Raw genomic sequence first — 16,135 nt, 5'->3', positions numbered from 1 at the left:
GGCGTCACCCCAGATAGGTCTGTGCGAGCAGATCGGAGAGCGCTTCGAGTTCGCGCTCCAGCTTCTTGTAGACCTCGACGCTCATCGTTTCCGGCGTCATCACGGCGAGGCCGGAATGCAGGCGCATCGCCTCGCGGTAGAAGGGTGACATCTGGCCGTTGATAAAAGCGTTCGGCAGTTGCTCCACCTCGCGATGGATCTCGTTCACCTGGAAGAGGATGGAGCGCGGGTTCAGCGGATCGAGTGCCAGAAGGTCGGTCACCGTCAGCCGGGCGGTGTTGACGTTGTAGCGGCGGCGGTGGGTCATGACGCTGTCGCCAATCTCGAGCAGCATGTCGAGCGCGCCGTCGGGCGCATCGGGTCCGGACATGTGGCTGAGCAGCCGTGTCAGATGCAGGCCACGCTCGATATAGCGGCCGAGCGACAGGAAGCGCCAGCCGGTGAAGCGATACATGTTTTCGTGCACGAGACCGGCAAAGCCCGCAAGCTTGCGGAGCAGTATGGTCATCGCATGGCTGGCGTCGTCGCCTGCGGCCACCGTCATGCGGAAGCGGCGGGCGGTCTTGGCGAGATCGTTCAGCGCCAGCCAGCCATCGGGCGAGAAGCGGTCGCGGATGTTGCTGGCGGAATAGACGGCGCTGTCGATATTGCGCAGCAGCGTTTCCGGCACCGGTTCCTCGGTATCGATATCGAGGGCTGCCAGATATTCCGAGACGTCGGCGAGCAGCGGCTGGTTCGGGTCGGCGGCCTCGGCATAGCGGGCGTGCCAGGCGCGCAGAATGCGCAGCGCTCCTTCGGCCCGCTCGATGTAACGGCCGAGCCAGAAGAGATTGTCCGCCGCGCGGCTCGGCAGGCTGCCCGGCATGTTGCGGGTGAAGCTGCCTTCGGCCGGCAGAAGTGTGTGGCGCTCGACCGGCTTGTCGCTGACAATCCAGACGTCGGCGGCGGCACCGCCGGATTGCATGGCGATCGCCTCGACGTCGTCGCTGGCGCCTATGCGGGCGAAACCACCGGGCATGATCTGCCAGCCGTTCGCGGTGCGGGCGGCGAAGACGCGCAGCGACATCGGCCGCGGCGTGAGCTTGCCGTCCACCCAGGCGGGCGTGGTGGAAAGCGTCACGACTTCCTGGCCGACGAGCTTCGGGCCGTCGCTGCCCAACCAGTCGGAAATCGAATCCTTTGCGGTGGCGCGCAGCGAGGAGCCGAGCACGGATTCGCCGTTGTCGTCGAAGAACGGGGCGCGAGAGAAGGCGGGGCCGATCACCATCTTTTCGATATTGCCCGCCACATGTTCCTGCTCGCCCTTCTGGCCGCACCACCAGGTGGCGATCGAGGGCAGGCGCAGGTCTTCGCCGAGCAGGCGGCGACAGATGGTCGGCATGAAGGCGAGCAGCGCGCGGGTTTCCAGAATGCCGGTGCCGAGGCCGTTGACGATGGTCACCGTTTCGGCGCGGAGCGCGTCGAGCAGGCCGGGCGTGCCGATATGCGAATTCTGGTTCAGTTCCAGCGGGTCGGCATAGGCGGAATCGAGACGGCGCCAGAGCACGCCGATCGGCTTCAGGCCGGCGACGGTGCGCACCATGATCCGGCCGTTGACGACGGTTAGATCCTCGCCCTCAAGCAGCATGAAGCCGAGATAGCGGGCGATATAGGCGTGTTCGTAATAGGTCTCGTTGGCCGGGCCCGGGGTCAGAACCGCGATGCGGTCGTCGCCCGAATGCTTCATCGTCTGCAGCGTATCGCGGAAGGCGCCGAAGAAGGAGGCGAGGCGGTGCACCGGCGTCTCGGCATAGACATCCGAGAAGGCGCGGGTGGTGGCGACACGGTTTTCCAGCGCGAAGCCGGCTCCGGACGGCGCCTGCGTCCTGTCCGCGAGCACCCACCAGTTTCCGTCGGGACCGCGGCCGATTTCGAAGGCGCAGAAATGCAGGTAGTGGCCGTTCGCCGGTTTGACGCCGACGAGCGGGCGCTGGAATTCCGGGTTGGAAGCGATCAGGCCGGGCGGCACGAAACCTTCCTGGACGAGGGAATTGTTGCCATAGATATCGGCGACGATCGCTTCCAGGAGATCGGCGCGCTGCACGAGACCGGCCGACAGCTGCTGCCATTCGCGCTCGTCGATCAGGACCGGGATGTGCGAGAGCGGCCAAGAGCGCTCGCCGGTGCCCTTGTTGCCATAGGCGCGGTAAAAGACGCCGGCGTCGCGCAGATAGCGGTCGGCGCGGGCAAAGCGTTCGGCAAGCTCGGGTTTCGGCACGCGGCCGAAGGCGGAGAGGAAGCGCTGCCAGACCGGGCGGATGGCGCCGTTGTTGTCGACCATCTCGTCGGCAACGCCGGGCAATGGCGAATAATCGAGGATCGCATCGTTGCCGCTGCGGTTCTCGACTGCCTTGCGTTCTGTTGCCGGTTTCTTGCCCATTAAAACCTAGCCTAAAGTCCTGCCGGGCGCCTGAGATCGAGCGTCAGCGGGAATTCCTGCGAACCTGTTTCGGCGCGCGGAATGAAGCCGCCTGCCGTATGTCCCCACGGTTCGAATCGCGCCAGCCGCCGGGCTTCCGCTTCGTTTCCGTTGACCGGGAAGGTGTCATAGTTGCGGCCGCCCGGATGGGCAACATGATAGATGCAGCCGCCGATCGAACGCTTCGACCATGTATCATAAATGTCAAAGGTGAGCGGGGTGTTGACCGGCAGGACTGGGTGCAGGCCTGACGAAGGCTGCCACGCCTTGTAGCGCACGCCGGCGACCGAGACACCCGATGTGCCGGTCGGCGTCAGCGGCACCGTCCGGCCATTGCAGGTGACGGTGTAGCGCGAGGCGTTGTTGGTCTCCAACCGCACCTGCAGGCGCTCGACGGAACTGTCGACGTAACGCACCGTGCCGCCGATCGCGCCTTCCTCGCCCATCACATGCCAAGGCTCCAGCGCCTGTCGCAGTTCGAGCTTCGAACCCTCGTATTCGACTTCGCCGCAGAAGGGGAAGCGGAACTCCAGCTGCGCCTTGAACCATTCGGGGCTGAGGTCGAAGCCGTTTTCGCGGAGATCGTTGAGGACATCGAGGAAATCGGCCCAGACAAAATGCGGCAGCATGAACCGGTCGTGCAGGGAGGTGCCCCAGCGCACGAACTTGCCATCGGCAGGGTTGATCCAGAAACGGGCGATCAGCGCGCGCACCAGGAGCTGCTGGGCAAGCGACATGCGGGCATTCGGCGGCATCTCGAAACCGCGGAACTCAACGAGGCCGAGGCGGCCGGTTGGCCCATCGGGCGAGAACAGCTTGTCGATGCAGATCTCGGCGCGGTGTGTATTGCCGGTGACGTCGGTCAGCAAGTTGCGGAAGAGCCGGTCGACGAGCCAGGGAAGCGGCGCGACGCCGCGGCCGGGCATCGGTACCTGCGCCATGGCGATTTCGAGCTCGTAGAGGCTGTCGTGGCGGGCTTCGTCGATGCGCGGGGCCTGGCTGGTCGGGCCGATGAACATGCCGGAGAACATGTAGGAGAGCGAGGGATGCCGCTGCCATTGCAGCACCAGGCTCTTCAAGAGATCCGGGCGGCGCAGGAACGGGCTGTCGCCGGGATTGGCGCCGCCGACGACGACGTGGTTGCCGCCGCCGGTGCCGGTATGGCGGCCGTCGATCATGAACTTGTCGGCGCCGAGGCGTGTCTCGCGGGCTTCCTCGTAGATGGTGGTGGTGATGTCGATGCAGTCCTGCCAGTTCGAGGCAGGGTGGATGTTGACCTCGATGACCCCCGGATCGGGTGCAACGCGGATGACGTTGATGCGCTCATCCTGCGGCGGCGAGTAGCCTTCGATATGGACGGGAAGACCGAGATCGCGGGCGGCATGCTCGGCAGCGGCGATCAGCTCGAGATAGTCCTCGATGCGCTCGACCGGCGGCATGAAGATGCAGAGCCGGCCGTCACGCGGCTCGACGGACATGGCGGTGCGCACCGAGCCGCCGATCTCGCCGATCGTCTGCTCGACACGGGTCTGGCCGCCCTCTTCGGCGTGGCGCGAGGCTTCCAGCATGGCGCGGCCGGGCGGCGTCATCACCTTCGGCAGCGCTTCACGCGGGATCGAAGGGTCGGCGGTGTGGATATAGGGAAATTGCGCGGGCGAGATATAGGGCAGGGTGCCGAGCGGCAGGCGGTAGCCGACGGGGCTGTCGCCGGGCACGAGGAAGATCTTGCCGCGGCGTGTCTGCCACTTCTCGCTCATCCAGCGGCGGCCGGCGGCCTGGGCGTTCCAGGCCTGGACGGGGAGGATGTAGCCGGTCGGAACCGTTAGGCCGCGTTCGAAGACGCGGGCGATGCGGTTGCGCTCTTCGGGATCCTTGAGCTTCGAATTCGAGGGATCCACATTCTCCGGCAGATTGCCTTCCTTGACGATCCACTCGGCGGGATCCTCATAGGCGGGCAGCACCATGTCCGGCGAGATTGCCAGTTCGCGGGCGATGCCGGTCATCAGCCGTTCGGCATCGGCCGGTGTCACGCCGGTATCCGTGCCTTCGGCAGCAATCAGGTTCGGGTCCTGCCAGATCGGCATGCCGTCCTTGCGCCAGTAGAGCGAGAAGGTCCAGCGCGGCAGGCTTTCGCCTGGGTACCACTTGCCCTGGCCGTAATGCAGGAAGCCGCCGGGCGCGAAGCGTTCCCGCAGCTTGCGGATCAGGCTGTCGGCCTTTTCGCGCTTAGTCGGGCCGACGGCGGCGGTGTTCCATTCGGCGGATTCGAAGTCGTCGATCGACACGAAGGTCGGCTCGCCGCCCATTGTGAGCCGGACATCCTCGGCTTCGAGAATGCGGTCGATCTTCTCGCCGAGTTCGTTCAGCTCGTCCCAGCTCTCGTCGGAGAAGGGCTTGGTGATGCGCGGATGCTCGGCGACGCGGGCGACCTTCATGTCGAAGGCGAATTCGGTATTCGCTTCGCCGAAATAGCCGCCGGAAATCGGCGCCGCATTGCGGAAATGCGGGGTGGCGGCGAGCGGGATATGGCTTTCGCCGGTGAGCAGGCCGGAGGTGGGGTCGAGGCCGATCCAGCCGGCGCCCGGCAGATAGACTTCGGCCCAGGCATGCAGGTCGGTGAAATCGACTTCGGTGCCGGAGGGGCCGTCAAGCGCCTTCAGATCAGGCGTCAGCTGGATCAGGTAGCCCGAGACAAAGCGGGCGGCGAGGCCGAGATGGCGCAGGATCTGCACCAGCAGCCAGCTGGTGTCGCGGCAGGAGCCCTTGGCGGTTTCCAGCGTCTGCTCCGGCGTCTGGACGCCGGCTTCCATGCGGATGACGTAGCCGATCTGCTGCTGCAGCCGGGCATTGAGGCCGACGACCATATCGACGGTCGGCTGGCCCGGCGTGTAGTCGAGCGTTTCCAGAAGCGCCTTGAGCCGCGGGCCGGGCTCCTCGGGCTTCACGTAGATCGACAGGTCTTCGCGGATGGTCTCGGGATAATCGAACGGCCATTTCGTCGCTTCCTCTTCGACGAAGAAGTCGAATGGGTTGTAGACGGTCATGTCTGCGACCAGATCGACCTCGATCTTGAATTCGGTGACCGGCTCCGGAAAGACGAAGCGGGCGAGATAGTTGCCGTAGGGATCCTGCTGCAGGTTCACGAAATGGTTCGACGGCGTCACTTTCAGCGAATGGCTGAGAACGCGGGTCTTCGAATGCGAGGCGGGTTTCAGGCGGATGACCTGCGGCCCGAGGCGGACCGGCTTGTCGTAGGTGTAGTGCGTCAGATGATAGATGCTGGCCTTGATCGACATATTTCGCCTTATCCGGCGCCGCATCGTTGTGCGGCTTAGCTGTTCCCAAGGCGATAGTGTGCAATGCAGCGAAAGAATGCAAGGCACAAAGGTTAACGGCTGGAAGGCTTTACGACAGTTTTGCGAAGGTGACCGAAGCCTTGAGGCCCTTTCCATCCGGACCATTGGCAAGCGTCAGGCTGGCATTGAAGAGATTGGCGATCTCCTCGACGATCGGCAGGCCGAGACCGGCGCCGGGGGCACCCGAATCGTTGCCGCGCGAGAAACGCTGGCGCACCGCTTCCAGTTTTTCCGGGGGAATGCCGGGGCCGTTGTCCTCAACTTCGAGCGCCACCGTCTCGCCGTTGCGGCAAACGCGGACGGTCACCTCGGCGCCCTTTCCGGCATAGGCGATGGCGTTGCCGGCGAGATTGCGCAGGAGTTCACCGATCAGCAACGGTTCGGCGCGGATCATCGCGGCCCCTTCGCCTTCGAAACCGAGATCGATCCCCGCCTCGGCGGCGGTCGGGATCAGCTCGCCGGTGATTTCCTGGGCGATCGGGGTGAGATCGATCGCCGTTGCCGTCAGCGCTTCCTTGGCGGTGGCGGCATCGATCTTCGCCATCAGCAGCAGCTGGGCAAGGATGCGCTCGGCGTGAGCGACCGCCTGATCGCCTTTCAGCGCGGATTGATGGGCTTCGTCCAAGGTCGCGGAGCGGGCGGAGAGCGCAAGCTGAGTGCGGATGATCGCCAGCGGCGTGCGCAGCTGGTGGCTGGCATTGCCTGTGAAGTTGCGTAGCGCCTCGAGCGCCGATTGCAGGCGGACCATGAAGCTGTTGACAGTATCGACGAGCGGCTCGACCTCGGTCGGGACCGACTGGCGGATCGGGTGCAGGTCGTCTGGGCTGCGCTCGCCGATGGCGTCACGGAGCTTGTAGAGCGGGCGGAGCGCCACAGTGACCGAGATCCAGACGATGACGGCGGCACCGGCGATCATGAACAGCAGGCGCAGCGCCGAGCGCAGCAGGATGGCGCGGGCGAGCTGGCGGCGGGCGATGGTGGTCTCGGCAACGGTGACGGCGAAGGGCACGGAGCGGATGCCTGTCGAGGCCGAGCGCCGGAGCGTGGCGACGCGGATCGGCTCGCCGCGGAAGGTATCGTCGGCGAAGCCCGCGACCTCGCCGGATGTATCGGCAAGCGTCGGCAGGTTCTGGTAGCCGGTGATGAATTCGCCGGGCGGGCCGTCGACGCGGTAGAAGACGCGGTCCTGGGCGGCCGAGGTCAGCATTTCCAGTGCGACATAGGGAATGTCGACCTCGAGCGTTCCGTCTTCGGCAACGACGACACGCTCGGCTATGGCCAGCGCCGAGCCGGCGAGCACGCGGTCCGAGACGATGTTCGATGTCTGGATCGCCTCGCGATAGGTATCGGCGAGCGCCAGCGTTCCGATGATGGCGGTGGAGATCAGCAGCCAGAACAGCAGTCTGCGGCGCAGCGAATAGGCAGCGCTCATGCGGCCTCGGTCAGTTTGTCAAGATAGTAGCCGATGCCGCGGGCCGTCTTGACCGTCAGGCCATAGGGCGCGAGGCGCTTGCGCAGGCGGCTGACATATTGCTCGATCGCATTGGCCGATATGTCGTCGTCGAAGGCCGTCAGCGACTGGATGATGGCTTCCTTGGCGACGACCTTTCCGGCGCGCATGAAGAGGATTTCGAGCAGGCCGAGTTCGCGGGCGGGGATATCGATTTGCACGCCGGCTGCCGAGAAGGTGCGGGAATTGAGATCGAAGGAAACCGGACCATACATGACGGTCGCCGAATGCAGCCCGGCCTGGCGGCGCAGGAGAACGCGCACGCGCGCTTCGAATTCGGCGATATCGAAGGGCTTGATCAGGTAGTCGTCGGCGCCGAGATCGAGGCCGCGGACGCGCTCTTCCGGCGTGCCGCGGGCGGTCAGGATCAGAACGGCGGCCTTGCTCTGGCGGGCGCGCATGTTGCGCAGCACTTCCAGGCCGTCCATTTCCGGCAGGTTGAGATCAAGGATGACGAGATCGAAATTCTCGGCGGCGATAACGGCATTGGCGGAGGCTCCGTCATGCACGACATCGACCGCATGCCCCGTACCGCGCAAGATCGCGGACAGGCCATCGGCAAGCGCGACATTGTCTTCGGTCAGCAGGATGCGCACGGATGTTTCCTTTTTTGGAAAGGAGATTACAGGGCAGGTGTGCCGCTGTCATCAGCCGTGCTGTCGGTGTTTTTGCTGATGCGGGGGTGAGCTGCCTCTTCCTGCTGCGCAATCTCGCGCAGCCTGATGAAGCGCGGGTGGGTACGGACGTTGTCCAGGTCGGAATCGTTGTCGAACCATTTGATATGGTAGATCGAGCTGCGCACCAGCAGCCTTTCTAGGAGCACCATCGCCTCGTCCACATCGCCGAGGACGGAATAGACGCAGGCGAGATTGTACTGCGCGACGATATCATCCGGGTCGATGGCGATGGCGCGGGCCGCCCAGTTGCGGGCTCGGCCGGCATCGCCGAGATGGGCGAGCGCCAGCGCGCCGCGATGCGCCGGCCCGGAATTTTCCGGGTTGAGATTGAGGGCGCGCTCGGCGCGCAGAAGCCCGAGCTTTGCCCAGTTTTCGGTGTCGGCGGCGCGCCCGAGCGAGCGGTAGGCGCTCATCAGATGGATCGGCGATACGTAATCGTCGGTGCGGATATGGGCGGCGCGGGTGAAATAATGCACCGAATTCGCATAGTCGCCGCGCATGAAGAAGAAGCGGCCGTAGTGGAAATTCGCTTCATAGAGGTTCGGGTCGAGGGCCAGCGCGCGCTCGAATGATTCGATCGCCTGCTGCTCCTCGCCGTTCTGATGCAGCGCCAAGCCGTGCGAGGCATGGGCTTCAGCAAGATCAGGGTTGAGTTCCAGCGCCCGGGCGCTCGCCTTGAGAATCTGCTCGACGGAGACCTGATCCGGATCCCAGTCGCGGATGGCGGCGTCACAATCGGCAATACCGGCATAGGCGCGGCCATATTCGGGATCGAGCTCGACGGCCTTTTCGAACATGCGGCGGGCAAGGACGAGATAGGATTTCGTCCAGGTATGGGAGAGCTGGCGGCCGCGGAGATAATAGGTATAGGCCTCGACATTGGCGGTCGGCTCTTCGGCGATCGCCTTGCGCTCCTCCGGCAGTAGGCGGATCTTCAGCTGGCCGACGATCGAATTGGCGATCTCGTCCTGGATGGCGAAGATGTCGGTCAGGTTCCGGTCATAGCGGTCGGCCCAGAGGTGGTCGCCATTGGTGGTGTCGATCAGGTGGCTGGAGATGCGCACGCGGGTGCCCGCCATGCGCACGCTGCCCTCCAGCACATAGCGGACGCCGAGTTCCTGGGCGACCTGCTTGATGCGCACCGAAGTGCCCTTGTAGGTGAAGACTGTGTGGCGCGGCACGACATGCAGGCTGGAGACCTTGGAGAGATCGGTGATGATGTCCTCGGTGATGCCGTCGGAGAAGTAGTCCTGCTCGGTATCGCCGCTCATGTTCGTAAAGGGCAGGACGGCTATGAAGCAGGTGTTGCGGCGTTGGGTGGCGCTGCGGCTGCTGCCGGAACCCTTGGTGATATCGATGGTATAGACCTGCACCGGCTGCTTGATGTTTTTCAGCGCATGCTCGCCCTGCAGCTCGAAGCCGACATTCAGCCGGGTGCCGACCTGATCGCGCACCGAGCCGGACACGCAGATGCCGCCGGGCTGTGCGAGCTTTTCCAGCCGCGCCGCCACGTTGACGCCATCGCCGAACACGTCACCATCTTGGACGACGACGTCGCCAAGATTGATGCCGATGCGGAATTCGATGCGTTGTTCCTTCGGTACGCCCTCGTTGCGCGCCGCCATGTTTCGCTGGATTTCGACCGCGCAGGCAACGGCATTCACGACGCTCTGGAACTCGACAAACATTCCATCGCCTGTCAGCTTGAATGTCCGGCCCTTGTAGTCGGAGATCCTGACATCGATCAGTTCGCAGCGGTGACGGTTGAGAGCCTGGAGGGTGCCGGACTCGTCGATACCCATCAGGCGGCTATAACCCACGACGTCGGCAGCGAGTATTGCACTCAGCCGTCGTTCCAACATCCCCTCCATGAAAACGGTCTAATTTAGCTTAACTTCTTTTGAAGTTCTTGTCGCGGGGCGACTGCGATTTTGCCGCTTTGACTAGAGTATCGGCGCTTGCTCCCGTTTTGCACGCATGCAATCCTTGGGGCATGAGGAGACTTTTCATTCTTTTACTAATGCTCTGTCCGGGCTTTGCTTACGGCAACCAGACCTTCTACCCGGCAAAATCGGGCAAGGCGGATGCCAGGGTGCTGACGGTCTATTCATCGCTGGACGAGCCGCTTGCCAAGCCGATGATAACGGGGTTCCAGCATGCCAATCCCGATGTGGCGATCCGCTATGAGGATATGCTGACCGGGGAGATCTACGACCGGATCGTGCGGGAAACCGATGCCGGCAAGAAGACGGCGGATTTCGCCTTTTCATCGGCCATGGACCTGCAGGTGAAGCTGTCCAACGACGGTTACGCGCAGGTCAGCAACCTGCCGATGAGCGGGCGCTGGCCAAAATGGGCGAACTGGCGCAACACCGCCTATGCACTGACCTTCGAACCCGCCGTCTTCGTCTATCACAAGCCGAGCTTCAAGCATGAGGCGGTGCCGTCGTCGCGTGCCGAATTCGTCGATTACCTCACGCGCAAGGGCAACGCCGTTTATGGCCGTATCGGCACCTATGACATCGAGCGGTCGGGCGTCGGCTTCCTGTTCATGGCGCGCGACCAGGAGCAGTTCGGCGATATCTGGTCGGTGATCGGCGCCATGGGCGCGGCGGGCGTCAAGCTTTACTCGACGAGCTCGGCGATCCTTGAGCGCGTTGCCGATGGGCGTTTCGTGCTCGGCTACAACATCCTCGGCTCCTATGCCGCTGACTGGGCGGCCCGGCATCCGGATGTCGGGATCGTGCTGCCGAAGGACTACACGGTGGTGATGTCGCGCATCGGGCTGGTGCCGCAGGCAGCAGCCGACCCGGAGCTTGGGCGGCAATACCTCTCGTTCTTCATGTCGAAGGAGGGGCAGACGATCATGGCGCGCGAGCTGCAGATACCTGCCGTCAGCCCTGAGGTGGCGGGCGACAATACTGCCAACACCATGCAGGAGCTGCTCGGCGCGCAGCTGAAGCCGGTGCCGGTCAGTCCCGGTTTGATGGTCTATCTCGATCAGGTGAAGCGGGCACGGCTGATCGCCCATTGGAACGAAGTGCTGCGCCGACAGTAAGTCCGGCTCAGCGTCCCTTGAAGAAGGCGGCGGTCCGGCCCCTCAGCTCGTCATTCTGTTCGGCCGCGCTGTCATAGTCGAAATGGCCGGCATCGAGGATGAAGACCTCCTTCTCGCCCGGCAGAGCATTGGCGACGGAAAACTGGCAAGGGGGTGCCACGGCAGGATCGAACCGGGCGGGTGCGACGAGCATCGGCACGCGGATGCGCGTTGCGGCCGTTGCGGCATCGAAGAAGCGCAGGGTTTCCAGAACGCTGCCGTGCTTGCGCTGATATTGCTGCACGGAATCGGCGCTGCCGACGGTCGGTAGGCGCAGCCAGAGCGGCCGGTTTCCGAAGGTCGGCACAGTCAGGAAGCCGCGGTCGATACGCCGGTCGAAGGGGATCGCCAGGGCGCCCAGCCCGCCGCCGAAACTGACGCCGGAATAGCCGATTGCGCCATCGAGCCAAGGGTAGAGTGCGATCAGCGCCGAGACGCCAAGCCAGATATCCTCGACGCAGCCGCCGATGACATAGCTGTCGCGGCTCTCGATGCCATGCAGCACATGGCCGCTGGCCTCATTCGGGATCGGTGGATGGGCGCTTCGCGACATGCCGCGGGCGCAGAAGAACAGTACAGCGGTGTCTTCGACGGGCATGTCGAGATCCGGCTGATCGCGGCCGCCATAGCCATGACCGACGACGAGGCCGCGGCGCACCTGTCCGTGCTTCGGCAAAAGCAGCCATCCGCCGATCGTCACGCCGTCCGTCGAGGCGTAGGTGATATCCAGCACGTGCCAGCGGGCATGCCCGGTCTCGTTGCGCGAAACGGCAGGTTTCGGGTCGATGGTGAGTGCCCGGGAGTAGCGCTCTTCCCAGAAAGCATCGAAGCCATCGGGCGCTTCCGGCGGACGGATCGATTGCAGCGCCGACAGGGTGGCGCCGTAGGTGGGATCGAAGGGAAACGGATGTTGCTTCGGGATGCTCATGGCACATTCATTTCCCGAAAGTCTGATGTGCGCAAGCGGCTTTGATCCAGCTATTTTGAAGCTGGGTGAGAGCGGGAATTTATACTTACGCATATTCTCAAGTGATAATATTTATGCGGATCCCGCAAAAGAAAATTTTACTCTGAAATTAAGAAAAACTTACTTTGGCCGAGTGTCGCCGAAAATGCCGCTTTTTTACATCTGATTTTACAAGTTCTTTGTTTTTATTACTATTTTTTCTGTGTCGCATTTAGCGAAAATTAATCGAAAACCGGTGGTTATTCTCGATATGAAACGGCTTGCGCGGGGCCGTCAGAATGTCCGTGCGGGCGGCATGAAGCTGCAAATCATATCTCTCCACAATGACGGGGCGGGGGAGCGCGAGAGCGCGGGGCCCCCTTTTTCAGAGGTTCTTTTTCATGAAGCGTCCAAACGTAAAAACATCGATGGTGGCGATATTCGCGGTCATCGCAATCTTGTTCGGCCTGACCGGCTTTATTTCGCTGCGCAGCCTCAACACGTTCAACGAGAATGCCGACGACTTCGCGACCAGCTATCTGCCGGGCGTTTCGAAGGCGACCGATATCCAGCTGGCGCGCTACTCGCTGCGCGGCTCCTACGGTGACTACGTCATGGGCCGCACCGAAGGCGGTCCGGATGGCTTCGTGAAGAAGATCAAGTCGAAGCAGGCAGCGCTGCTGAAGGCCGTTGCCGACTTCAAGGATCAGGTCGATACCGACGCCGAGCGTGAGGCCTTCGCCTCGATCGACGATACGTCCTCCAAATATGTCTCCGCGGGCGACAACCTGATTGCGCTCGTCCAGGCCGGCGAAAAGCAGAAGGCAATCGATGCCTTCGACAAGGATCTCGGCCCGATCGCCGACGAGCTGGCCGCCAGCGTCGACAAGGTCGTGAAGTCGAACCAGGCACTGGCCGCCAGTGCCGCTGCCGAAAACCGTTCGGAATTCAGCCGCACACTGCTGCTGCTCAGCGTCATTCTCGGCATGAGCGCGCTGCTCGTCTGCGGTGCAGCCTATTTCGGCATTGCCGGCATTGCCAATGCGATCGGCCGGATCACCGGTTCGATGCGCGCCCTCGCCAATGGCGATACGCATATGACGGTTGCCGATGCCCATCGCGGCGACGAGATCGGCGAGATGGCAAAGGCCGTCGAAGTGTTTCGCCAGGCTGCGATCGACAATCAGCGCCTGCAGGCCGATGCGGAAGCCAACCGCGCCCAGGCCGAGGCCGACCGCGAACGGCTGACGCGTGACGCCGAAAGCGCTGCCCAGGCACGCCTCAGCGAAGCGACCGCCGGTCTTGCGGCTGGCCTGAAGCGCCTTGCCAATGGCGATCTCAGCTTCCAGCTCAACGAAGCCTTCGCGCCTGATTTCGAGCCGCTGCGCCAGGACCTGAACGGCGCCGTCATGCAGCTTGCCAACACGATGAAGGCGATCTCCTCTTCGGCAGGCGCGATCGGCACCGGTACCCGCGAAATCGGCAGCGGTGCGGACGATCTCTCCAAGCGCACGGAACAGCAGGCCGCTTCGCTCGAGGAAACGGCAGCCGCGCTCGATGAGATCACCGTCAACGTCTCGAACTCTTCCAAGCGTGCCGACGAGGCCCGCCAGGTGGCGATCCAGGCAAATGAAAGCGCTGCCCGCTCCGGCCAGGTCGTCTCCAACGCCGTCAACGCGATGCAGAAGATCGAGCAGTCGTCGAACCAGATCTCCAGCATTATCGGCGTCATCGACGAAATCGCCTTCCAGACCAACCTCCTGGCTCTCAATGCCGGTGTCGAAGCGGCGCGCGCCGGTGAAGCCGGTAAGGGCTTTGCCGTCGTCGCCCAGGAAGTGCGTGAGCTTGCTCAGCGCTCGGCGGAAGCCGCCAAACAGATCAAGGACCTGATCCGCAACTCGTCCGTCGAAGTGCAGGGCGGCGTCCAGCTGGTGCGTGAGACCGGCGATGCGCTGAAGACCATCGAGGGGCTGATCGTCTCGATCAACCAGCACATGGATGCGATCGCCACGTCGTCCCGTGAGCAGTCGACCGGTCTCTCCGAGGTCAACAGCGCTGTCAATCAGATGGACCAGGTAACCCAGCAGAACGCCGCGATGGTGGAAGAAACCAATGCCGCCAGCGCGACGCTCGCCTCCGAAGCAGTCCGCCTGCGCGACCTGATCGCCAACTTCAAGCTGGCCGGCGATCACCATCAGGGTGCTTCCGATGCCGAGGCTCTGCGCCGCACGGCCTCTGCAATGGCCCGCAGTGCACCGAAGGCCGCTGCACCGGTCTATCGAAGCCACGGCAACGCCGCCGTGCAGCAGGAATGGTCGGAATTCTAATTCCAACTGTCTGAAAACAGATCGCAATTCGATCGAACGGCCGGTCCGCTGAAAGGCGGGCCGGCCGTTACCGTTTCGGTGCCCGGGCGAAAGAATTGCGGCAAAAAAGTGTCAACGGACACTGGATAGGTGGGCGATGTCAGCTAAATGACAGCTTCTTGTGGTGCTTTCGGACACTTCTTCTCCGTGGAGGCGGAGGAAGTTTCGGGAGGACTTGCCGTTCATTTGCGATCGATCGCTCTTTCGCCGGCGGCCGTGCTTCCCCCGATCCCTGACAGCAATGACGCGGCATTAAGCCCGCGCTCAAGGAGGAAACGTCTTGAAACATACATTTATCGCCACTCTCTTTGCAGCCGCCATCGCGCTGCCGGCCGTTGCGGCCGATTACACCATCATCGCTCCGGCAGCGCCGGGCGGCGGCTGGGACCAGACGGCCCGTTCGCTGCAGTCGGTGATGCAGCAGGAAGGCATTTCCAGCAACGTTCAGGTTCAGAACGTACCGGGCGCTGGCGGCACCATCGGCCTCGCACAGTTCGCCAACCAGAGCGCCGGCAACCCGAACACGCTGATCGTCGGCGGCTACGTCATGGTCGGCGCGATCCTGACCAACAAGGCGCCGATCACGCTCGCCAACGTTACGCCGATCGCCCGCCTCACCGGCGAATACGAAGCGGTCGTCGTTCCCGCATCGTCCGACATCAAGACCATGGCCGATCTTGTCGCCAAGCTGAAGTCCGATCCGGGCTCGGTCTCCTGGGGCGGCGGCTCTGCCGGCGGTACCGACCACATCACGGCCGGCCTGATCGCCAAGGCTTCGGGCGTCGACCCGACGAAGGTCAACTACATCGCCTTCTCCGGTGGCGGCGAAGCACTTGCCGCTATTCTCGGCGGCCAGGTCACGGCCGGTATCTCCAGCTACAGCGAGTTCGAATCGCAGGTTAAGGCCGGCACGCTGCGCCTTCTCGCCGTTTCGAGCGACGCTCGCCTCGAAGGCATCGACGCACCGACCCTGAAGGAAGCCGGCACCGACGTCTCGATCCAGAACTGGCGCATGGTTGCAGCCGCTCCCGGCCTGACGGACGAGGAAGTCAAGGTTATCGCTGCCGACGTCGAAAAGCTGCACAAGTCTGCCGGCTGGCAGGAAACGCTGAAGACCAAGGGCTGGGCTGACACCTATCTCGCGGGCGACGAGTTCAAGGCTCAGCTCGAGAAGGACGTTTCGGCGACCGAAGGCATTCTCAAAGAGATTGGACTGGTAAAATGAGCGAGGGTAACACCCCCTCGGCAACGAAGCGCCGCCCTGATTGGGCGGCGCTGGCTATTGCCGTCTTTCTGTTCGCAATCTCGGGCGTGATATTCTGGGATGCGTCTCATCTGAGCGCGATTGCGCAGTATGACCGCGTCGGTCCGGCGACCGTGCCGGAGTTCGTTGCCTTCGGTCTTGCCGCTCTCGGTCTGTGGACCGTCGCGGAAGCCTGGCGTGGCGAGTTCCCGGAGCGCGAGCGCCAGGAAGTTCCGCCGGTTCTCTGGGTGGTCGCTGGTCTGGCCTGTCAGATGATCTTCCTGCGCACCGCAGGTTTCTCGATCGCTACCGGCCTGCTCTTCGGCCTGACGGCGCGCGGCTTCGGCAAGCGCCAGCTGTGGATCTCGATCCCTGTTGGTATCGTCTTCAGTTTCATTGTCTGGATGATCTTCTCCAAGCTGCTGCAGCTGACGCTGCCTGCCGGCTGGCTTGAACATCTGTTCTTCTAAGGTGCAGCCCCC

At 63.3% G+C, this 16,135-nt stretch carries 10 protein-coding genes; 4 read left to right on the top strand and 6 right to left on the bottom strand.

From position 1 onward, the window contains the following. Positions 1-4 precede the first annotated feature (4 nt). From ACODR6_RS25535 to ACODR6_RS25515, 5 genes are all read right to left on the bottom strand, one after another. On the bottom strand, positions 5-2,419 hold the full coding sequence (locus ACODR6_RS25535) for a circularly permuted type 2 ATP-grasp protein (RefSeq protein ID WP_489025112.1): 2,415 nt from the start codon (positions 2,417-2,419) through the stop codon (positions 5-7). Between the two features lie 11 nt (positions 2,420-2,430). Beyond that, positions 2,431-5,754, bottom strand: coding sequence for a transglutaminase family protein (locus ACODR6_RS25530; RefSeq protein WP_489025111.1), 3,324 nt, complete (start codon positions 5,752-5,754; stop codon positions 2,431-2,433). A 109-nt stretch (positions 5,755-5,863) separates the two neighbouring features. Continuing rightward, on the bottom strand, positions 5,864-7,246 hold the full coding sequence (locus ACODR6_RS25525; RefSeq protein WP_489025110.1) for a sensor histidine kinase: 1,383 nt from the start codon (positions 7,244-7,246) through the stop codon (positions 5,864-5,866). After that, complete coding sequence (locus tag ACODR6_RS25520; protein ID WP_199628985.1) at positions 7,243-7,920, bottom strand: response regulator transcription factor; 678 nt, start codon at positions 7,918-7,920, stop codon at positions 7,243-7,245. Before ACODR6_RS25520 ends, ACODR6_RS25525 begins: the two co-directional genes overlap by 4 nt. Positions 7,921-7,946: 26 nt before the next feature. Beyond that, positions 7,947-9,860, bottom strand: a complete 1,914-nt coding sequence (locus tag ACODR6_RS25515; protein WP_112719840.1) for an adenylate/guanylate cyclase domain-containing protein — start codon at positions 9,858-9,860, stop codon at positions 7,947-7,949. A 134-nt stretch (positions 9,861-9,994) separates the two neighbouring features. On the opposite strand from ACODR6_RS25515, the gene ACODR6_RS25510 reads away from it, so the two are divergent. Continuing rightward, on the top strand, positions 9,995-11,059 hold the full coding sequence (locus ACODR6_RS25510) for an ABC transporter substrate-binding protein (protein ID WP_112719704.1): 1,065 nt from the start codon (positions 9,995-9,997) through the stop codon (positions 11,057-11,059). Between the two features lie 7 nt (positions 11,060-11,066). On the opposite strand, the gene ACODR6_RS25505 is transcribed toward ACODR6_RS25510, so the two are convergent. Beyond that, a complete protein-coding gene (locus tag ACODR6_RS25505) occupies positions 11,067-12,026 on the bottom strand; it encodes an acetylxylan esterase (protein WP_489025107.1) in 960 nt (319 codons plus the stop codon). 419 nt (positions 12,027-12,445) lie between these two features. On the opposite strand from ACODR6_RS25505, the gene ACODR6_RS25500 reads away from it, so the two are divergent. The 3 genes from ACODR6_RS25500 (at position 12,446) to ACODR6_RS25490 (ending at position 16,123) form a co-directional block, all read left to right on the top strand. Continuing rightward, on the top strand, positions 12,446-14,371 hold the full coding sequence (locus tag ACODR6_RS25500) for a methyl-accepting chemotaxis protein (RefSeq protein WP_489025105.1): 1,926 nt from the start codon (positions 12,446-12,448) through the stop codon (positions 14,369-14,371). 319 nt (positions 14,372-14,690) lie between these two features. Further along, a complete protein-coding gene (locus tag ACODR6_RS25495; protein WP_112719701.1) occupies positions 14,691-15,635 on the top strand; it encodes a Bug family tripartite tricarboxylate transporter substrate binding protein in 945 nt (314 codons plus the stop codon). Further along, a complete protein-coding gene (locus tag ACODR6_RS25490; protein WP_112719700.1) occupies positions 15,632-16,123 on the top strand; it encodes a tripartite tricarboxylate transporter TctB family protein in 492 nt (163 codons plus the stop codon). Before ACODR6_RS25495 ends, ACODR6_RS25490 begins: the two co-directional genes overlap by 4 nt. The last annotated feature ends 12 nt before the right edge of the window (positions 16,124-16,135 follow it).

This window comes from Rhizobium sp. FG96 (assembly GCF_057808655.1).
The sequence above is the reverse complement of the archived record's forward strand: the minus strand, read 5'-3'. Positions and strand labels throughout refer to the sequence as shown.